The organism is Streptococcus oralis (assembly GCF_023611505.1).
Taxonomy (GTDB): domain Bacteria; phylum Bacillota; class Bacilli; order Lactobacillales; family Streptococcaceae; genus Streptococcus; species Streptococcus oralis_CT.
Genome location: NZ_CP097843.1, coordinates 1880796 through 1901621 on the forward strand (window position 1 = coordinate 1880796; position 20826 = coordinate 1901621).

Consider the following 20826-nt stretch of genomic DNA (forward strand, 5'->3'; position numbering starts at 1 on the left):
ATGCAAAGCCAGACTCTGTCTGGTTTTTTGAGGTGTTGATAAAAATTTATAGTCTAAGATGTCTTAATTCTAGATTAACAGGTTATTTTGTGATAGAATAAAGTTGCGTATGATTAGATTTTTGACTTGTGTGTTCGCAAGTATTAACAACAACGTTATAGGAGTGTTTGGCTTCATCTGGTGTTATTAGCTTCAGGATTCATTAGGATTTCTACTGGCAATCTTGTTCGCGTAAGAGTTATCATACGCTTTTTGTATGAGGAAAAATGATGACCAAATTTAATCAACTACAGACAAAGGATGATTTTGCTAAGCTACTTGGCTTGAAAAGTGCCAAATACATCAATTATTTATTGTACAATATAAAAACTGATAATTTATATAACTCTTTCACTATCCCTAAAAAGAATGGTGGAGAAAGAGTTATACATGCCCCCAAAAAAGAGTTGAAGTTCCTTCAGAAAAAATTGTCTAATGTTTTGTGGGAATGTTACCTTGAAAGCATAGAATCTAAATCTAAGGATAAGAACTTTAAAACACCTGTTCTGTCTCACGCATTTGAAAAGGGTAAAAGCATTATTACCAACTCTCAGATGCATCGAAACAAGAAATACATTCTGAACATTGACTTGAAAAACTTTTTTGATTCTTTTAATTTCGGAAGAGTAAGAGGTTTCTTTATAAAAGACAGGGATTTTGCCGTTTCACCAGAAATTGCTACTGTAATCGCACAAATTGCGTGTTATCAAGGTAAGCTACCGCAAGGAGCTCCGTCTTCTCCTATCATCACAAATTTAATCACTAGAATATTAGATTATCGGATTGTCAAAATTGCTAAAAAATATCGTTTTACATATTCTAGATATGCCGATGATTTGACTTTTTCAACAAATCGTGAATTAAACTCTAATAAATTGAGAGCAAGCAAAGAATTAGAAAACTTTTTAACGGAATTAGAAGACTTAATAATCTCATCTGGTTTTGAAATCAATCCTAAAAAAACACGATTGAGTAATAACATGCAGCGTCAAGAAGTTACTGGACTGGTTGTCAACAAAAAAATAAATGTAAAAAGAGAATACGTAAAAAATACTCGCGCAATGGCCTTTCGATTATACAAAGATGGAGCTTTTGAAATAGATAAAACACCAGGAACGATCAATCAACTAACGGGACGCTTTGCTTTTATTTTTCAAATAGAACAATACAACAACTATTTACTTTATAAAAAATCTTTGATGCAAAATAATCTAGATTCGCAAAAATATTTATTAGGAAGAAATTCATCAAGAAAATCAGAGTCGAAATATTATTGGAAGTATATCTTTTATAATAAAGACCTACAAAAAGAATTGTTACACAACACCAAACATCATACATATAATTTACCTACAGAATTTTACAGTATCGGTAAAGAAGAAAAGAAAACGTACATGTCTTTATTTAATTCTAGAGAAAAAGAGTACAAAAAATTTCTATTTTATAAATATTTTTTCGGGAATGACAAACCAATAATTGTAACAGAGGGAAAGACCGATCCACGATATATTAAAGCAGCTTTAAAAAATCTTTATCAAAAGTATCCGGAACTTATTGAAAAAGAGGGAAATAACTTTATATTTAAAATTGAATTTCTGAATCGTAGCAATACGATAGAATACCTTTTTAATGTTCCAGAAGGGGGAGAAGGTTTTAAATTTTGGTATAATTATTTTTCTGATAAATTTTACTATAATGAGAAAAAAAGAAAAAAAATTTTTTGCACTAAATTCAGAAGAAAGAATTTTATACACAAACTACATTACTTATTTCAAACAATTAACCAATAGTCTTCCCAATTATCCAACAATATTTTTATTTGATAATGAATCGAATAATAGAAATGGCAATGATAAATCGGCTTTATTTTTATTTGCGAGTCATGCAAAAGACTTAATGATCCCAAAGAATAAAGACTTGGAAGATTCAAAGAATATAAAATTAGAAGAGAAAATTTCAGACAATTTAGAAAAAGTTAGAAGAGATAAACCTTGGCGAATTAATAAAAAGGATAGCCTATATATAATGGCGACACCTTTAATGCCTCACATGAATGACGGTAAGTCCTCTGATATTGAAGATTTATTATTTTCATCGTCTCAAAATTCACTACCTATTTTAAAAGGAAAGGAATTTCATAAAGATGGTGGTGATAATCATTATGGAAAAGAAATTTTTTCAAAGTATGTTCTAAAGAATTATAAAGAATTCGATTTTACTGAGTTTATCCCTTTGCTAGACGGCATAAGAGATAATATCCTAGATTATAAATCATTATTCTAGCTTATCTTTAAAATATAAATTTCTGTGAAATAGCTGATGTTAGTTCCTCTAAACTTCTAGTTTTTACTAGGAGTTTTTTATATATAAAATTTTTATACATATTTCTTGACAGGGCTTTCATATTGAGATACAATATATTTGAAAAGAGTATATATAAAATTTTTATATAATATAAAGGAGGTTTCCCATGTACTTCCCAACATCCTCTGCCTTGATTGAGTTTCTCATCTTGGCTGTACTGGAGCAGGGGGATTCTTATGGTTATGAGATTAGTCAAACCATTAAACTCATCGCCAATATCAAAGAATCTACGCTCTATCCCATTCTCAAAAAATTGGAAGCCAGTGGCTTTCTGACCACCTACTCTAGAGAGTTTCAGGGGCGTATGCGCAAATACTACTCCTTAACCAATCGGGGCGTAGAGCAGCTCGTTACTCTAAAGGAAGAGTGGACGCTCTATACCGACACCGTCAACGGCATCATAGAAGGGAGTATCCGCCATGACAAGAACTGACTATCTGACTCAGTTAGAAACCTATCTCCATAAACTACCTGAAGCTGACCGCATCGAAGCTATGGACTACTTTAAGGAACTATTTGACGATGCAGGTTCAGAGGGCGAAGAAGAACTCATTGCTAGTCTGGGAACACCAAAAGAAGCAGCTCATGATGTCCTCTCTAACCTCCTCGATAAAAAAGTTAATGAAGCCCCTGCTCAAAAGAATGACCGTCAACTGCTACACATTGCCCTACTTGCCTTACTAGCAGCCCCTATCGGAATTCCGGTCGGGATCGGCATCCTCATGGCCATCATCGGGCTTTTTATCGCGGCTGTCTCCGTCATTCTAGCTTTTTTCACCGTTTCGGTGACGGGTATCCTACTGGGTGGACTCTTTATTGTAGAGAGTTTTAGCGTCCTGGTCGAAGCCAAATCTGCCTTTATCTTGATTTTCGGGGCTGGTTTGCTTGCTATCGGTGCTTCTTCTCTTGTTCTACTAGGCATCTCCTATGTAGCTCGTTTCTTTGGACTTCTGGTCGTCCGCTTGGTGCAATGGATTCTTAAAAAAGGAAAGAGAGGTGACAGACATGCGTAAATTGACGAAAGGATTTCTCATCTTTGGTGTGGTTTCTACAATCCTTGGTTTTATCATGATCATTGTAGGCGCCCAGTCCAATGGTATTCAAAGTTTACTTGCCATGTCAAAAGACCCCGTCTATGACAATCGTATCGAAGAAGTGACCTTTGGAAATGAAGTGGAAAAACTTGATTTAGCCCTTGAGGAACATAGCCTAACCATCACAGAGTCTGTAGATGACAAGATCCACATCACCTATCATCCTTCCGTGTCTGGTCGTCACGATCTGACTACTGGCATGAGTGACAAAACACTGAGCGTCACTGACAAACAAGCCTCCCAACATCGTTTTCTCGGTTCAGGAATCGAAAGCCTACTTCGTATCGCCAGCAACTATTCTAATCGTTTTGACGAAGTCGTTCTCTCCCTACCTAAAGGAAGAAAGCTGCAAGCTATCACCGTCTCAGCCAATCGTGGACAAACTAATATTCGTCAAGCCAACCTTGAAAATGCAACCATCAAAACAAAAGGCTATCTCTTAAGACTAACAGAAAGTTCTATCAAGAACAGCACACTAACGGCATCTCATATCATCAATATCTTTGATGCCGAATTGACAGATAGTCAGGTCAAGACGGAGGGAGCACACATCTATGCTGAAAATATCAAGGTCCGCGGTAAGGTAGAACTAGACTCTTATAACGACTTAAGACTCTTTCTTTCTAAGACAGAATTCGATCGAATCAATCTAGATATGTCTTCTAAGCACGGCGGTATTTATCGTAAAGCACAAAGAGAGCATCCTAAACAAAAAGAGAATGAACTTGCCAACCCTTATAAAACGGAAAAAGCAGATGTCAAGGACCTGCTCATTATAAAAGCCAATCAGGATATCTACCTCCCCAAGGAAGAAGAGTACTCTGCTCCACCTAGCAATCATTGACAAAAACGCTTTCATCTGCTAATCTAAAAATAGAAAACGACCATTAAAAAGGAGGTTCCACCATGACACAAGAATGGTTTGAAAGCGCCGATCTTGAGAAGAAATCAGCTCAGACGAAATCGGAAATCCAGCCCGACCAACCAGAGACTTCGGAAACTGTAGAGACCGAACTACAAGCAAGCGAAAAAACTCCTATCTTATCTAAAGAGTCGGAAAGGCATGAGGAGGAAGCTCCCGAAACGATAGAAGAAGTCCAAACCGAGGAAGAGGGAGAAGGGAAAGCTGAAGAGGGACACAAGCAAGAAAAAACTGTAAAAGAGAAAAGTATCCTCAGCAAGGCTTTAGAAAGCCCCTATATCCCAGATATTGACCCTCGTAAAACTACCCGATTAAAGGAAGAAATCGCACTATTTTGGTCTTGGCTGCTGGAGGCCATCCAAGAACCAACTGCCAGCAAGACTACGGACCAAAAGCATCGTTACAGTGTCTTTGCCCTACTCACCTTGCTGTCGTCAATCAACCTTTTCTTTAGTATCTATCATATCAAGCGCCTCTACTATGGCTATATGGTCTCTATTGCTAATAGTTCTCCTAATCAGCTCCCACCTTTAGATCTCTTTGCTGGACTTTCGATTCTGGTCGCTAGCGCTCTATTTTACTTTTCCATCATTTTGGGAGGCTTTACTGTCCGACGTGTGCTGGATCAGGAGAGCGACTTCACATTCCAAGAAGCTTTCGATCGGTATAGCAGACTCTTTGCTATCCCACTTGTCCTAACAGCTCTAGCAAGTTTCTTTGCACTCTTTGGTGGCTTGCGATTCGCTAGCATCCTCACTCTTCTAAGCATGGCCATCTTTGCTCTTGGCAATCTCTTTGTGATTAGCAAGCCAAGTAAGACCAGTAGCCTCGACCCATTTTATCGATTCTTGCTCGCTGTCTTACTTGATGGTGCTATTCTCTTGCCATTCTTCATTGCAGAGTTAGCGCTGACAGTTGACTACCTTCGCATCCTGACCTTCTTTTAACCAAAATCCCTGCCATTTGTTAATGACAGGGATTTTTATGTCTACTCTTTTTTGAACAGTGTCTACTTGATGGTTGCCAATCCTTCAAAATCTTGTCCTAGGATGGCTTGTACTTCTAATTGATTGGCATCTAGTTGGTGGTAAAATGCTTCTGGTAGTGACTCTAGGAATTTTACATAATCTAAGCGAGCAATGACTTCATAGTCTTCTGCTTTGGACCCATCACCAGAAATCGTCACTAGGTCAATCTCCCAAACAAGCTCCTTGCCTGCCAGCTGCTCGGTATAAGGCACTGGTACAAAGGGTTCCTTTGGCAAAATCGTCTTGACTCCCTGGGCTAGGTGGTAGATACCGTGCACCTTGCCTTGGGCGTCTGGGTAAAATTTCACACTGGCAAGGTAGGCATCAGAGCCTTGAACCTTCTTGACCAGCTCTTCAAAACGTGCCAATCCATCCTCAGCCAAAAAGCTCTCGAGGTATTCCTTGTTGAGATAGATAGGGGCCAAGAGTCCTTGGCAATATACTAAACGAACCGCCTTATCCGCTAAATATTGCTTGACCGTTTGTCGGAAATAAGCTTCAAAGTCAAAGTCTTCTAGCCCTTCTACCGCTTCCCCCAACTTGTTTGATAGGGCTTGGAGGAGAACTTCTACAATCTCCCAGTCTGCTCTAGTAAGAAAATCTGGAATCACCACTTGATAGCCTTTTCGACTATCCGCATAGTTGATTTTGAAAAGAAATTGCGACTGGCCTACAATCCCACACTCCATGTATTCGAGACGATTGAGGGGCTGACGGAGATAGACTGCATCATAACTATGCGACTCCAAGCCCTCCACCAAGGCCAAGATGGACTTGGCAGTCAAGACCTCCTGTTGTCCTAGAATACTATCTTTATTTGGGATAAAAAATGTTTTCGCCATAACTGGCCTCCTTTGAAATCGTTTACATACAGTATACCCTATTTTCCTGAAAGATACAGAAACAAACTTTAGATTTTTAGATAAAAAGCATAGAAAAACAGCCCCTGAAGGCTGTTTGCTTTATACTGAAGCGATCTGATCCAAGCTTTCACCGATAGCAGCTAGGCGCTCCACCACTTCTGCTTGTGTCAATTCATTTTCTGAAACATAACGGTTGCGTGGGTGAACACGGCACTCGTGTGAGCATCCACGAAGGTACTTGTCTTCATTTTCTTCTGATGTTAGGATACGACGGTTACAGAAGGGATTTCCACAGTTGACATAGCGTTCACATGGTGTTCCATCAAACCAGTCTTTCCCTACGATGGTTGGGTTAACATGGTTGACATCGACTGCGATACGCTCGTCAAAGACGTACATTTTCCCATCCCAAAGTTCACCTTGAACTTCTGGGTCTTTACCGTAAGTTGCGATTCCTCCGTGCAATTGGCCAACATCTTTGTAGCCTTCACGAACCATCCAACCTGAGAATTTCTCACAGCGAACGCCACCTGTACAGTAAACTACGACACGTTTGTCCATGAATTTTTCCTTGTTGTCGCGGACCCATTGTGGCAACTCACGGAAGTTGCGGATGTCTGGGCGGATAGCTCCACGGAAATGTCCTAGGTCGTACTCATAATCGTTACGTGTGTCAAGGACCACTGTATCTTCGTCCAGAAGTGCTTCTTTGAACTCTTTTGGAGACAAGTAAGCACCCGTCGTTTCAAGTGGGTTAATGTCGTTGTCAAAGTCGTTGTCTTCTAAACCAAGGTGGACAATTTCTTTCTTGTAGCGAACAAACATCTTCTTAAAAGCTTGTTCACTTTCTTCGTCAATCTTGAACCAGAGGTCTTCCATGCCTGGGAGACTGTGAACGTAGTCCATATATTTTTGAGTTGTTTCGTAGTCACCTGAAACGGTTCCGTTGATTCCCTCGTCAGCGACTAGGATACGGCCTTTAAGGCCGATTGATTTACAGAAAGCCAAGTGGTCTGCCGCAAATTGCTCTGCGTTTTCAATTGGAGTATAGAGGTAGTAAAGTAAGACACGAATATCTTTTGCCATAAGATTTGTTCTCTTTTCTATTCTTAAATTTTCAGAATTTTTCATTCAACTATTCTAGTATACCCACTTGAGAAAACGAATGCAATTTATTTGACCGGAAATTATATAGAGAGACCTGCTACTGCACTTCATCAGTAACCATACCGAATAACAGATAATTCTCTCAATTTTTTGATCTGCTCAGCTTGACTTTCTGACAAACTTAGCTTGTTTTCAATCAATACACGCGAGATGTCAACATTCATTTGGCTCAATATAAATGGAACAGAGGTCCCGTCGTCCTCTAATCGTTTTTTATAGATCACTAACTGATTTTTCAAGGGAGTAAATTGATGCTCATCCTTTATATCTTCCAGTAGATGATCAATGATAGTCATGGCTTCACAACGTCTTTCACTTCCTCCAGCAAACCATTTTAATGGTGTCATACTCATTTCCCTCCTGAAATTCGCTTATAAATTGAAACACTATAATTCCTAACTCTCGCCAGTATTTTACCCAAACACCCTATGTAAAAAAGTCAGCAAAAATGGTAATGTCGCTACAATATTATTGATCACATGCACCGCATAGGAAGGATAAATGCTCTTGGTATAGCGGGTCAAACCAGCAAAGATGATTCCAAATGTTGCAAAGACAAAGATATCTAACAGACTAGGCAGGCTTGAAAAATGAGGGAGAGCAAATAAAATAGAAGGAAGGAGCAAATCAAGACCAAATCTTGAATGTTTAAAGAAGGCGTGTTGAAGTAATCCTCTATAGAGCAACTCTTCCATCAGTGGCACCAGAAAGAACAGGGATATGTAGATACCCAATTCGGCAAAATTAGTCTCACTAAAACCAATCAGTAGAGCCCAACCTTCCGCAGTTGACTGAACATATCTAGCTGTCTGAATATTAAAAGATATATGAACTACCGCTACTAGGACTGCCAGGATTGAATACCAGAACCATTTTTTTCTTGGAATGCGAAAGAGATAACCATGGCCTGTCTTAACCAGAATCCAAATCATGACTCCGCTAAATAGCAAACTCAAGATATTTCGAATCCAGAAGAAATTTCCTACCTGAGAAGAAAATTGCCAATAATTTTGAACAATAGACGTCAGCTGAGAAAGGCCAAATACGAAAAATAGATAAGAGAAGACAGCACTCATTTTGAAAAGAAGACGATATTTTTTCATAATGGACCTCCTGTAGATACATGTGTATCACATCTCCAAAACTCTTAGAACTACTCTTTTCATTTTTACATCCTAAAAATCACTACCTCCCCTAGGAAACTAAGAAAGGCAGTGATCACATTTTTAGGAATTAGGAATGAATACACGAAATCAATCGATCTTATGATTTTTTGTTTTTCAAGAATTCGTCATATTGTTTTTGCATTTCGTTCAATACTTTTTCGTAGGCACCTTCAGATTTCAATTTTTCCATCAATTCTGGAATAGCTTTATCTGGATCTACAGTACCTGTATTGATAGCTGTATCGAATTGTTGCATTGTGTTAGAAATTGCTGAGATTTCTGATTTCACACTGTCAGTGTTAAAGATGAATCCAAGTGCTGGAGATTCTTTAGCTTCTGCCAATTGTTTCTTAGAATCTTCGATTTGTTGGTCTGTAACGTTTTCGTTGATGTAAAGGATCCAGTTGTTACCAGTGTTCCAACCTGACATGTGAGTGTTTCCTTTGTAGGCATCAAGAACGCGTACACGGTTTTCTTTACCTTCAACTTTTTCCCAGTTCTTGCCTTCTGGACCGTAAACAAGGCCGTTCAATAGTTCTGGGTTAGTGTTCAAGAGGTTCAACACTTCCATTGATTTTTCTTTGTTCTTAGAGTTGTTTGAGATGACAAAGTTAGCAACTTGTGTTGTTTGGTTTTTCTTGATAAAGTTTGTGATTGGTTTGATTTGGATGTCTTTGTTAGCAACGCGTGAGAGCAAGCTGTTACCGTAGTCAGCTGGTCCTACTGTTTCTTCACGAACGAACCAAGTATCTTGTTGAAGGTCAAATGAAGTGTCGCTTGTTGCTACGTCTTTTGGAATATATCCAGCTTCATAGAATTTGTGAAGAGTCTTCAAGTGTTCTTTGAAACGAGGCACTTCGTAACGGTTTACGATCTTAGTAGTGTCTCCTTCAAGGTCGATAACAAATGGAAGTCCGTTTGGTACTGGGTAGTCAAAGTTATCAGATGGGATAAAGTTCTTCGTAACCGCAAATGGCACTACATCTGGAGCTTTTTCTTTGATTTGTTTCAAAACTGGTTCAAGTGTTTCGTATGAAGTGACACCTGAAATATCGATACCGTATTTAGCAAGAAGAGTTCCGTTGAAGGCGAAGTTTTGAGATGATGCAACGTTGGCTGCAACTGGAACAGCATAGATCTTACCGTTTACAGTGTTTCCTTTGATGTAAGCTGGGTCAAGTGCTTTGTAAAGCTCTGCTCCTTCTTTCTTGTACAAATCAGTCAAGTCAGCGTAAGCACCTTTTTGAGCATTTACAACATAGTTATCTGCAAAGGCGATGTCATAGTTTTCACCAGATGATGTGATAACGGACATTTTCTTGCTGTAGTCACCCCATCCGAGGTATTGGATATCCAGTTTAGCACCGACTTTTTCTTCGATGATTTTGTTTGCATTTTCTAGCAATTCATCCAAGTTGTCTGGTTTGTCACCAATTTGGTACATTTTAAGAACAGGTTTTTCACTTGAAGCAGTGTCAGCAGCTTTTTTGTTGTTACCTGTAAGGTTTCCACAAGCAGCAAGACCAGCAGCCAAAGCGACTACGCTAGCAGATGCAAAAGCATATTTTTTCCAGTTTTTCATGATAAAAACTCCTTTTTTTGTTTTTAAACTTATAAACGATTTAATGATTTGTAACTTCAGTCACTAAGATGAAGTTGGGAAGAGAGAAACGGTGTTTCTCAGCAAGTGCTATTCTTTCACACCACCGATGGTCAAACCTTTTACAAAGTAGCGTTGGAAGAATGGATATAGAATCGCGATTGGAAGGGTTGCAACGACAACCATAGCCATACGACCTGTTTCTTTTGGAAGAGCAACTCCCAGTTGACCAGATAGACCGACTGCTTTTGCGATGTAGTCCATATTTTGTTGGATTTGCATGAGCAAATATTGCAATGGATACAAGTTGTCACTCTTGATGTAAAGAAGGGCGTTGAACCAGTCGTTCCAGAAACCAAGAGCTGTCAAAAGCGTGATGGTTGCGATACCTGGAAGTGACAATGGCAAACAGATCTGGAAGAAGATCCGAGCTTCGCTGGCACCATCGATACGAGCGGACTCGAGAATGGCTTCTGGAATGGTCTTCTTGAAGAAGGAACGCATCAAGATGATGTTGAATGGTGAGAGAAGCATTGGAACAATCAAGGCCCAAACGGTATCACCAAGTTGAAGCAGTCGAGTAACCACGATATAGCCTGGTACCAAACCAGCATTGAACAACATACTAAGAAGAGCGAAGATCGTAAAGAATCTGCGGTACTTAAAGGTTGTACGTGAGATGGCGTAGGCATAAGTAGTTGTAATGAAGACGTTGGTCACTGTTCCGACTACAGTTACAAAAACTGAGATAAAGAGCGCTTGGAGGATCTTATCTTTAAACTGAGCTAGAAACTGGAATCCATCTACACCGAACTTCGAAGGGAAAAAGCTATATCCATACTGGAGGATGCTCTTTTCATCTGTCACCGAAATGATGATAACGAAGATAAAGGGCAAGATACAAGAAAGAGCGATTAAACCAGAGATGATACTAAAGAAGATATCTGCTTTCTTACTGAAGGAGTGAATGCCGACATTATCGATTTTTTCTTTTTTAATTTTCTTTTCTGCCATATTCTCCTCCTTTCTAGAACAAAGCTGAGTTTGGATCGACTCGTCTTGCAAGCAAGTTTGATAGGATAACCAGAATCAAACCGACAACGGATTGGTAAAGACCGGCTGCTGAAGCCATACCGATATCTGCTGTCTGAGTCAAACCATTAAAGACATATACGTCCAAAACGTTGGTTACATTGTAAAGCTGACCAGCATTGTGTGGGATTTGATAGAAGAGACCGAAGTCTGCGCGGAAGATATTTCCGACTGCAAGGATGGTCAAGACTGTTACAAGCGGAGTCAACTGAGGAATGGTTACGTTGCGAATGCGTTGCCACTTGCTAGCCCCGTCCACTGTTGCTGCTTCGTAGTAGGTTGGATCAATCCCCATGATCGTCGCATAGTACATGACACTGCTATATCCAAAGCCTTTCCAAATACCTAGGAAAAGGAGAAGGTATGGCCAAATGCCTAAGTCAGCGTAGAAGTTGACTTCCTTCATGCCAATGGATGTTAGGAAATGGTTGAAGACCCCTTTGTCAATGTTTAGGAAGGCATCTGTAAAGAAACTGATGATAACCCATGACAGGAAGTAAGGGAACAACATAGACGTTTGGAAAATCTTAACCATTCTCTTAGAGCGAAGCTCGCTGAGGATGATGGCAATCCCTACTGATACAATCAAACCGATAAAGATAAAGCCGAGATTATAAAGAACGGTATTTCGAGTGATGATAAAGGCATCTTTTGAACTAAACAAGAATCTGAAATTATCTAACCCGACCCATTTACTATTCACAATACTATCTATGAAACCATTACTGGTCATATGGTAGTCTTTAAAGGCGACCACATTCCCAAATACTGGAATGTAAAAGAATAGAATCAACCAGAGTGCCCCTGGTAAAACCATCAAGAGAAAGATCCAGTTATCTCTCAAGGTCTTTGAAAACTTTTTCATAATTTCCTCCCTTTTTATTCCTAAAAACTGATTTCATCGAATTTTTAGGTTTGATAACGATTACATTATTAGTATACTCCTAATTGATGGCTAGGTTAAACTACTAATTATAGAAAAAACTCCACAAATTATTTTATGTGGAGAAGTTTTTTATAAGAAATAGGTTTCACGAGAAACACTCTGCATACGATAAATGTATTTCCTCTTTACTAATTGAAAACTTGTTCTAATATTGGGTGATGAAACTCGACAAAATGAACCTGGGCATTTATGATAGCCCCTGATTCATTTTTATCAATCTCTGGTCTTCCTTCGGTGTGTAAAAGAGCAGGGTTACCATCCTTGTAGCCAAAGAGAATCACCTCTGTCTCTGCTTCATTCACATAGCAATCTAGGAGTTCAAACCGCCCAGAACCTGAACCTGCAATATACCCATACCATTTAAAAGTATAATTCACCCCATCTACTTGTCCAAATTGCATTATCTGGTCTGGCACTGCTAGTCCATAGTAGTGACCATATGTTGCTAAGTTAGTTGACTTAAATCTTTCACCTTTACTATCCGAATAGGATTCCATGGCTGTTTTTATCTTGTCTATTAAAGAACTATTATCTGTATCTGGCTCGCTCTCTGTAGTTACACTTGTTTTTAATAGAAATTCCTTAAAACGTTGCGCTAAATCTGTATTCTCAGTCTCTTCAAAATTTGCAGTAGGGATAGTTTCCAGTGTCTTATCGGTATGCAAGACCTGCGCTTGCCCACCCTTCAGTGTAAATAGGTAGAAATGTTTGTCCTGATTGTCATAGTAGGCATCCAAAACCAAGTAATCATAGGCATTGTCACTCGATACTCCAAAAACATTCCATTTGACACTTTTCTGAGAGACAGTTGTTGTTTCTAATTTTTTGATGAGGTCATTCTTTTCATCAAAGTTTCTATGCTTTAGTCTATGATAGGACTGCCCCATAGAAGAAGCCCAACTTGCAAACTCTTCTTCCCACTTTTCGGTGTTGTATTGGATTAGCTTCTGAAAATCTGAGTAGTTCTTCATAATCAAGGCTTGATCAGTCGGATTAGATAACTGGAGTTCTTCCATGGCTGCAAGTGTGGCAGCCATCGGTGATTGAACAGTTGCAGCCTCGACTTCTTTTTCGTGCGAAAGAGCCTTTTGATAGGAATCTGCTAAATAGTGAAAATAGTTGGTTGTTTCCTTGGTTTGTTGCTCCCTTGGTATTGACGGACTAGTTACACCATCCTCTGTCACTCTGTGGCAGGCAGATAAGACTAGCATACTAGCACCTAGGACCAGTAGTAACTTTTTCATGGTCATACCTCCAAACTGTCTCTGTAGCTTCATTATATCACTTCCAAGTCATTTTTTTCTATTGTACCCCCTGCTCTCAGAGATAACTCCGAAAAGAAAATGGGGGTAATAGTCAGTTCCAAATATCTTATATAGACGGTTTGGAGATCATTTCAAGAACAGCTACTCCAGCTCAGAAATATGAGGAAACCATCTTCCATCTCTCTTAAACCATAACCCATGGATTGACTTTTACTTCATTTAGTGTTATTTCCAATATGAAATGGGTATTCTGGAGACTGTAGGTAAAGAAACTGTGCTTATAAGCTCCAATACATCTATTCCTTTGATTCATCTGACATAGTAACGTCTGAATATCAAAATGATGGAGGGAGTTGAAACAAATGAGAACCGTAATTGTTTCATTTATCATATTGCCAATCCTGACTGGAGGAATCCTATTACAGATTTTTCTCTCCAAAAAAGAAAGTAAGTGGCTGGGTTTCATACTGCCAGGCATAACTTATTGCTTTTCTTTATTGACAATCTTCTCTCTGGCCTTAACTAACAACATAACCTGGTGGGAGATTTTCTGTCTGATTTCCTTAACTTTTTTGCTTGCAAATATCCCTACCTTTATTCTTTTGGCAATTTACTTCGCTTGTCGAAAACATTATTGAAACAATGATTATACCGGATTTGGGACAGGAGGTTGAACACGAAACAATTGATTAAGACGCCTTTTATGCCCTCGTGCTATTGTTGGGGATTAAGTAGGATTATAGGGGAAGAGATGGGCTACAGCCTGCTTTATTTTTACCTTTTGGCTCCTAGTGTCGAATTGTTATGTGGCTTTTCTGCTGGTAAAAGAAGGGTTTGTTATAAATGGTTCTTCCCATTTACAGGGATTTTTAACTGGCTCATTCCATTTGTCGTTTTTGGTGAACGGTTTATTACAGCAGAATGGGTTTCACTAACACTTATTGCGGTAGCACCAGCTATTCTCGGTCTTTTAGCAGGAACCTTTTACAGTAAGGAAAACCGAAAGATATAAGCTCCGTGCAAGATTTAAAATAGAAACGAGGCGGAATCATTTAGTGATTTCGCCTCGCTTCTATTTCAGCGACCAAAAGTCTCTATTTGCACTTGCTCCTTTCTGAGTCTCATTCCTCAAAACAAGGGAAAAGCCCCACAAGTCAACTAACTGAGGTTCCCTGCGGGGCTCATTTTTCCACTAAATCATTCATCTTTAAACTATTTCTAGTATTTCTTCAATGAAAGAACTGACTTTTTACAACTCATAAAAAGTTATTCGTCCTCTTTTTTCTGACGTCCTGCCAAACCAAGAACTGATAGAAGCAAGCCTAGACCTGTCAGCGTCGCAAGGCTTGAACCAACCTGAGATTCACCTGTTCGTGGGAGAGTATGTGCTGGGTGTTCTGGTGTGAACGGTGTCGTTGGTGCCCCTGGTTTAACTGGAGTATCAGGAGTATTAGGGACTTCTGGTGCTACTGGAACCGTAGTATAATGAACATCTTTAACAATGTTTTCTTGGGTAACAACTTCTGATGGAACAATCGCAACATCCACAGTGTAACCTGGAATCACTGGTGATGGAACTGCATCGTAGTTTGCCTTGTCGCTTCTCCAATCCGTCGTGCTCACAACAGAGCCAGTTACCTTGTCTGTCGTTACGGTACGTGTCCAAGTCGCTGTTTGTACCTTGTCTGCTGGGGTTTGACCACCTGCACCATGGTAGCGAACAGTCATGCTTACTTGTTTGGTTTCCTCAACTGAAACAGTTTCGTGTTTCAAGCGAATTACCACGTTTTGGTCTACGCTACTGTCGGTATCAAACTGAGCTGGCAATTCATCCTTGGAAACCACTTCGTAACCCTGTGCCAAATAACTTGCAATCACAGTGTCGTATTTCGTTTGAGCAGCAGCTGGAAGAGAAGTACCTGACTCACCGTTTGTCAATTCAACTTGATTTTCCAGAGTCTGACCGGTTGTCTCATCTACAACTGTGTAGGTAACCTTTTGGGTTTGAGCTGTATTCTGAGCAGTATAATGAACGTCTTTAACAATGTTTTCTTGGGTAACTGCTTCTGATGGAACGGTCGCAATATCCACTGTGTAACCTGGAATCACTGGCGATGGCACAGCATCATAGTTGGCTTTGTCACTTGTCCAATCTGTGGTGTTCACAACAGAGCCAGTCACCTTGTCTGTCGTCACGGTACGAGTCCAAGTCGCTATTTGTACTTGGTCAGCTGGTGTTTGGCTACCTGCACCATGGTAACGAACGGTCATGCTTACTGCTTTATTTTCTTGGCTAGAGCTTGTACCATGTTTCACATGAACCACTACATTTTGGTCATAACCACTATCAAGGTCAAACTTAGCTGGAAGCTGGTCTTTCGAAACCAATTCATAACCTTGAGTTAGATAGGCGTCCACGATTGAATCATACTTCGCTTCTGTACCATTTGGAAGAGGGGTATCAGAGTTCCCACTTGTAAGCTCTTGCTTATCTTCCAAAGTGGTATTAGTTGTATCATCAATAACTGTATAAGTCACTTTTTGCTTATCTGTCTTGTATTTTACCGTAACCTTGATGTCAGCCTGATCAGCAGTTACGTTTTCTGCGTCAACTTTAGCCTTATCTGGTGTGTAGCCATCAACAGTTGGAGAAACTACCTCTGGGAAGGTGCCAGTAGATGGTGCCCAAGCCCCCGGTGTAACATCCTTCGTCACTTCATCTGTTTTCACTTCTCTAGTGAAAGTCAAACTAGCTTTCTTCTCTGGAGCTGCAGGTGTATTGTCATCCTCGTAGACGTAGTTAATCGTTTGCGTTACAGTCTTGGTTTCTGTAGAAGTTGACACTTTGTGTTTCACATGAACCACTACATTTTGGTCATAACTACTATCAAGGTCAAACTTAGCTGGAAGCTGGTCTTTCGAAACCAATTCATAACCTTGAGTTAGATAGGCGTCCACGATTGAATCATACTTCGCTTCTGTACCATTTGGAAGAGGGGTATCAGAGTTCCCACTTGTAAGCTCTTGCTTATCTTCCAAAGTGGTATTAGTTGTATCATCAATAACTGTATAAGTCACTTTTTGCTTATCTGCCTTGTATTTTACCGTAACCTTGATGTCAGCCTGATCAGCAGTTACGTTTTCTGCGTCAACTTTAGCCTTATCTGGTGTGTAGCCATCAACAGTTGGAGAAACTACCTCTGGGAAGGTGCCAGTAGATGGTGCCCAAGCCCCCGGTGTAACATCCTTCGTCACTTCATCTGTTTTCACTTCTCTAGTGAAAGTCAAACTAGCTTTCTTCTCTGGAGCTGCAGGTGTATTGTCATCCTCGTAGACGTAGTTAATCGTTTGCGTTACAGTCTTGGTTTCTGTAGAAGTTGACACTTTGTGTTTCAAGCGAATCACCACGTTTTGGTCCACGCTGCTGTCGGTGTCAAATTGGGCTGGCAATTCATCCTTAGAAGCCACTTCGTAACCTTGTGCTAAGTAACCCGCGACTATGGTATCGTATTTCGTTTGTGCTGCGGCTGGAAGAGCTGCACCTGACTCACCTGTTGTCAATTCCACTTGGTTTTCCAGAGTTTGACCGGTTGTCTCGTCTACAACTGTGTAAGTAACTTTTTGCGTTTGGATTGTGTAATATACATCCTTAACAATATTCTCTTGGGTAACTGCTTCAGACGGAACTGTCTCGACATCTACGCTATAGCCTGGAATCACTGGCGATGGGACTGCATCATAGTTTACTTTGTCGCTTGTCCAAGGTGTTGTTGAAACCTCTGTGCCTGTGATTTTATCTTTTGTTACTGTACGAGTCCAAGTCGCTGTTTGCACCTTATCTGCTGGTGTTTGTTCCCCAGCACCGTGGTAACGAACAGTCAAGTTTACATCCTTGCTTTCTTGGATATCAGTTGTACCATGCTTCAAGTGAACAACCACATTTTGATCGTGGCTACTGTCAAGGTCGAACTTAGCTGGAAGCTGGTCTTTAGAAACCAATTCATAACCTTGAGCTAGATAAGCATTCACCATTAAATCATATTTTTCTCGGGCACTGTCTGGAAGAGGAGTATCAGAGCCTCCGCTGGTAAGTACTTCCTTATCTTTCAGCGTTTTTTGGGCAGTGTCGTCAATGATGGTATAGGTTACTTTTTGCTTATCTGCTTTATAGGTAACCGTTTCTTCAATATCTGCGCTATCTCCCGTAATCTGTTCAACGGCTGCTACAGTTGCCTTATCTGGTGTATAACCATCAATCTTTGGAGAAACTACCTCTGGGAAGGTTCCGGTAGACGGGAACCAAGGACCCTTATAGACAATCTTATTAGTCACCAGATCCTTGTTGTTAATCCGATAGAACTTCAAAGTCTGAACCTTCGTATCCGCTGCCTCTGTGTTATCTTCATAAACATACTTGATGGTCTCTGTGACTGTCTTTGTTTCTTGAACTGCAGCTCCCTTATGACGTAGATGAACTTCAAAGGTTTGAAGATTTTCATTATAGGTTACACCAGTTGCTGGATAACCATCTGAAACGAGTCCATAATTTCGATCAGTATACGTCTTAATGGTTTCAGCTGTTCGATAAGGATCAGTCTGCCCATAAAAACCATTCAAATCCTTCGTTTCAAGCGTTTCTCCTGTTGTGTCATCGATATAAGTTACCTTTGCACTAGCTGGATTAGCTTTGTAAACGACTGTCTTTTCGATATTGGCACTGTTAGCCGTAATATTGTCAACTGCTGGAACCTCCGCTAAATCTGGAGTGTAACCTTTGATTGTTGGTGATGTTACGGCCGCAAAACTTGTTCCATTTTCCGCTGTCCAATCACCAGTTGTAACATTTGTAACAAGGTCAGTTGTTGCTGTTCTGGTGAATTTTAAGCTACTAGTGTGGTCTGGAGCTGCTGGTGCACCGCCCTCGTATGTATAATGGATAGTTTCCTTAACCGTCTTTTCTTCTGCTACTGAAGTCTTTTTGTGTTTCAAATGAACTTCAAAGGTTTGAAGATTTTCATTATAGGTTACACCATTTGTTGGATAATTGTCTGAAACAAGTTCATAATTTTGATCGGTATACGTCTTAATGGTTTCAGCTGTTCGATAAGGATCAGTCTGCCCATAAAAACCATTCAAATCCTTCGTTTCAAGAACTTTTCCTCCGTTAGTATCATCGTCAATATACGTAACTTTGGCACTAGATTTTTTGGCTGAATAGACATAATAAAATTCTTGGTCGTTGCTAGTGAATGGAATTTGTTTAGTAGTCTTTAACTGTGTACCATACGACGCGATTGCCGTATCAGCTGTTACAAGTGTGTAGCCTGTAATTGTTTTTGGATTAGCGTTATAATCAGGGGTTGGAGTGGCAGTTCCTCCTGCTGGATAACCATATTTATAGTCCTGAGTTTCAATTTCCTTGCCGTTTGTATCGACATAGTGTATTGTAATCTTCTTCTGACCCACAGCACGCGCAACGGATGGGGTTGTTTTTGCAGAAAGCTTTTCCTCTTTTATCTTTTTTATAGTACCATTGTCATCAACACTATAACTAAAACTCTTAGACCCTTCACCTAGAGCATTTTCAATTGATGAATCCGCAAAAGTAATCCGAGTTGAATGACCTGTACCTTGAATAACGTTAGCATCTTTTAAAATACTACTAACTTTTCTGTTAACCTCTTCTGTTCTATTAATTTCTTGATACTGATCGCCCATTTGAGCATAGTCGTCAGTTGGCCAAATATCATGATAGGTAGTAGCACCATTTCCTGTCATTTTTCCTAAATTAATAGCAACTGTGTAGGTCCCATTTCCATTATCAATAACAACCGAAGAGTTTTTACCTGCTTGTTTTAATGCCTTAACAATCTCTTCATCAGTTGAATTTGCTGGCAGTTCAACTAATTTGTTATCTGGGTCTGAATTGATGCTAATAGAAGTTGAAGTATCTCCTTTAACAAGATATTTTCCATCCTCACTAATTGCTAAAGTAGAAGTATATCTTTTAAGGTCTGGTTTGATACTAACAATTTTTGACCCATTACCTGGTTTTATACGATGGACAGAAATGATATCACCATTTGGAATTCCTGTTTGTCCAGGGTTGATACCATCGCTTGACAATAAATTATTATAATAATTTGCATCCCCAGTTGAAGTGCCTATTTTTATTGAATTTGCTCTATCGCTACTTGCACTATTATAAACAGCAAAAGGCGCCTGTGCTTTCTCAAATGTTCTTGGTGTTGGTTTAAAAGTAAACTTATTGCCATTTATTTCTAAAATAATATTTTCATAACTTGATTTTGCTGTAAATTTCCCAATAGTCGCTGCTTTTTGAGTGACCGATACCGTCTTTTCAGTATTTTGAGGCATATCTTGGAAACTTTGGTCTAATGTAATTTCATAGGCCAGATTATTTGGATCTGAGTGCACAAATTTAATTGTTCCAACACCCTCGATACGCTCTGATGTTCCAGAACCAAGATTTGAATAATAGGCACCATACGCATTATTTGTTAATTTAACTGGAATACGGAGAACATCACCTTTTTTCAGCGTCCCATCTTGTGTGATTTTAAAGTCCATTTGAACCTTGTCAAAGGGAACTTCTTGAGCAGGCAAAGGTTTTGTATCACCTGAACGCATAACAGTTCCATCTTTAGTCGTAACCGTTACTGAAAAATTCGAGATTTGAGTTGGGTTTTGTTGCAAACTTCTGCGCGTACGTACCGGAGCAGTCGAACGAGGAGTAGCTGCTGTTTGCCCATCAGTAGACTTTTCAACCAGCTTAGACTCAACAGGTGCTGGAGTTTCTTTCGCGACTGCTGTCGAGTTTGAAGGAGCTACGGATCTTTTGTCTGCCCCTTCCACTTTAGGTGCATTTTTTGAAACTGACACTTCCTTTTCTGCTTGTTCAACAGTTGGTGCTGGACCAGTAGCTTTTTCTGTTTCCTTAACTTCTGTGGTTGAAGATACTTTCTCTGACTCCACCACTGCTGATTGATCACTATTATTTTCTGATTTCACATCAGTTGTCGAGCTAGTCTCTACTAGACTGCTCAGATTGTTGTTTTCATCTGCTTGTACAGTTGGTGTGCCAAGCGCTACTCCATATATCGCCAAGCTAGCGATTGCAATCGAAACAAGTCCAACATTTTTCTTTCGTAGAGAAAATTTTTCATGTCTTCCCTTGTAAATTTTAAAACTTTTCACTTTCTATATTCCTTTCTAAGTTTGACATATGATTATTTTATTAGAGATAGACTTTTACAACC

At 39.6% G+C, this 20826-nt stretch carries 14 protein-coding genes and 1 pseudogene; 6 read left to right on the forward strand and 9 right to left on the reverse strand.

The annotated features are described in order from the left end of the window. Positions 1-269 precede the first annotated feature (269 nt). The 5 genes and pseudogenes from M9H69_RS09500 to M9H69_RS09525 all read left to right on the forward strand — a co-directional run bounded on the left by M9H69_RS09500 (position 270) and on the right by M9H69_RS09525 (position 5366). A pseudogene (locus tag M9H69_RS09500) lies at positions 270-2322 on the forward strand (retron Ec67 family RNA-directed DNA polymerase/endonuclease). A 187-nt stretch (positions 2323-2509) separates the two neighbouring features. Continuing rightward, positions 2510-2836: a PadR family transcriptional regulator gene (locus M9H69_RS09510; RefSeq protein WP_000273860.1), complete on the forward strand. Its 327-nt coding sequence runs from the start codon at positions 2510-2512 to the stop codon at positions 2834-2836. After that, complete coding sequence (locus M9H69_RS09515; RefSeq protein ID WP_221160309.1) at positions 2823-3416, forward strand: DUF1700 domain-containing protein; 594 nt, start codon at positions 2823-2825, stop codon at positions 3414-3416. The genes M9H69_RS09510 and M9H69_RS09515 overlap by 14 nt, the downstream gene beginning before the upstream one ends. Beyond that, positions 3409-4341, forward strand: coding sequence for a DUF4097 family beta strand repeat-containing protein (locus tag M9H69_RS09520; protein WP_221160308.1), 933 nt, complete (start codon positions 3409-3411; stop codon positions 4339-4341). Before M9H69_RS09515 ends, M9H69_RS09520 begins: the two co-directional genes overlap by 8 nt. A 62-nt stretch (positions 4342-4403) precedes the next feature. Next, the gene (locus M9H69_RS09525) at positions 4404-5366 is read left to right on the forward strand and encodes a DUF6574 domain-containing protein (RefSeq protein WP_250315483.1); all 963 of its coding nucleotides are present in this window, start codon (positions 4404-4406) and stop codon (positions 5364-5366) included. A gap of 62 nt (positions 5367-5428) precedes the next feature. Here the strand turns inward: M9H69_RS09525 and M9H69_RS09530 are convergent, their stop codons facing one another. The 8 genes from M9H69_RS09530 to M9H69_RS09565 form a co-directional block, all read right to left on the reverse strand. Continuing rightward, the gene (locus M9H69_RS09530) at positions 5429-6289 is read right to left on the reverse strand and encodes a DUF4299 family protein (RefSeq protein ID WP_250315484.1); all 861 of its coding nucleotides are present in this window, start codon (positions 6287-6289) and stop codon (positions 5429-5431) included. Between the two features lie 120 nt (positions 6290-6409). Beyond that, entirely contained in the window at positions 6410-7396 is a 987-nt protein-coding gene (locus M9H69_RS09535) for a rhodanese-related sulfurtransferase (protein ID WP_250315485.1), read from the reverse strand. Positions 7397-7527: 131 nt separating this feature from the next. Then, positions 7528-7824, reverse strand: coding sequence for a bacteriocin immunity protein (locus M9H69_RS09540; RefSeq protein ID WP_250315486.1), 297 nt, complete (start codon positions 7822-7824; stop codon positions 7528-7530). Between the two features lie 66 nt (positions 7825-7890). Beyond that, entirely contained in the window at positions 7891-8580 is a 690-nt protein-coding gene (locus M9H69_RS09545; protein WP_250315487.1) for a CPBP family intramembrane glutamic endopeptidase, read from the reverse strand. Positions 8581-8740: 160 nt separating this feature from the next. Further along, positions 8741-10225, reverse strand: a complete 1485-nt coding sequence (locus tag M9H69_RS09550; RefSeq protein ID WP_000800395.1) for an ABC transporter substrate-binding protein — start codon at positions 10223-10225, stop codon at positions 8741-8743. Positions 10226-10333: 108 nt separating this feature from the next. Next, positions 10334-11257 carry a carbohydrate ABC transporter permease gene (locus M9H69_RS09555; protein ID WP_000818344.1) on the reverse strand — a complete coding sequence of 308 codons (924 nt, stop codon included), beginning with the start codon at positions 11255-11257 and terminating at the stop codon, positions 10334-10336. A gap of 13 nt (positions 11258-11270) precedes the next feature. After that, complete coding sequence (locus M9H69_RS09560; protein WP_000714584.1) at positions 11271-12200, reverse strand: ABC transporter permease; 930 nt, start codon at positions 12198-12200, stop codon at positions 11271-11273. A gap of 209 nt (positions 12201-12409) precedes the next feature. Further along, complete coding sequence (locus M9H69_RS09565; RefSeq protein WP_250315488.1) at positions 12410-13525, reverse strand: DUF4767 domain-containing protein; 1116 nt, start codon at positions 13523-13525, stop codon at positions 12410-12412. Positions 13526-14297: 772 nt separating this feature from the next. Here M9H69_RS09565 and M9H69_RS09570 point away from each other — a divergent pair. Continuing rightward, positions 14298-14558, forward strand: a complete 261-nt coding sequence (locus tag M9H69_RS09570; protein WP_250315489.1) for a hypothetical protein — start codon at positions 14298-14300, stop codon at positions 14556-14558. 254 nt (positions 14559-14812) lie between these two features. Here the strand turns inward: M9H69_RS09570 and M9H69_RS09575 are convergent, their stop codons facing one another. Beyond that, positions 14813-20764, reverse strand: coding sequence for a mucin-binding protein (locus tag M9H69_RS09575; protein WP_250315490.1), 5952 nt, complete (start codon positions 20762-20764; stop codon positions 14813-14815). Between the last annotated feature and the right edge of the window lie 62 nt (positions 20765-20826).

Excerpts from the sequence above, each read along its gene's own strand:
- M9H69_RS09540 (WP_250315486.1), bottom strand. The coding sequence starts at position 7,824 with ATGACACCATTAAAATGGTTTGCTGGAGGAAGTGAAAGACGTTGTGAA.
- M9H69_RS09535 (WP_250315485.1), bottom strand. The coding sequence starts at position 7,396 with ATGGCAAAAGATATTCGTGTCTTACTTTACTACCTCTATACTCCAATT.
- M9H69_RS09550 (WP_000800395.1), bottom strand. The coding sequence starts at position 10,225 with ATGAAAAACTGGAAAAAATATGCTTTTGCATCTGCTAGCGTAGTCGCT.
- M9H69_RS09565 (WP_250315488.1), bottom strand. The coding sequence starts at position 13,525 with ATGAAAAAGTTACTACTGGTCCTAGGTGCTAGTATGCTAGTCTTATCT.
- M9H69_RS09515 (WP_221160309.1), top strand. The coding sequence starts at position 2,823 with ATGACAAGAACTGACTATCTGACTCAGTTAGAAACCTATCTCCATAAA.
- M9H69_RS09560 (WP_000714584.1), bottom strand. The coding sequence starts at position 12,200 with ATGAAAAAGTTTTCAAAGACCTTGAGAGATAACTGGATCTTTCTCTTG.
- M9H69_RS09525 (WP_250315483.1), top strand. The coding sequence starts at position 4,404 with ATGACACAAGAATGGTTTGAAAGCGCCGATCTTGAGAAGAAATCAGCT.
- M9H69_RS09520 (WP_221160308.1), top strand. The coding sequence starts at position 3,409 with ATGCGTAAATTGACGAAAGGATTTCTCATCTTTGGTGTGGTTTCTACA.
- M9H69_RS09545 (WP_250315487.1), bottom strand. The coding sequence starts at position 8,580 with ATGAAAAAATATCGTCTTCTTTTCAAAATGAGTGCTGTCTTCTCTTAT.
- M9H69_RS09510 (WP_000273860.1), top strand. The coding sequence starts at position 2,510 with ATGTACTTCCCAACATCCTCTGCCTTGATTGAGTTTCTCATCTTGGCT.
- M9H69_RS09530 (WP_250315484.1), bottom strand. The coding sequence starts at position 6,289 with ATGGCGAAAACATTTTTTATCCCAAATAAAGATAGTATTCTAGGACAA.
- M9H69_RS09570 (WP_250315489.1), top strand. The coding sequence starts at position 14,298 with ATGGGCTACAGCCTGCTTTATTTTTACCTTTTGGCTCCTAGTGTCGAA.
- M9H69_RS09555 (WP_000818344.1), bottom strand. The coding sequence starts at position 11,257 with ATGGCAGAAAAGAAAATTAAAAAAGAAAAAATCGATAATGTCGGCATT.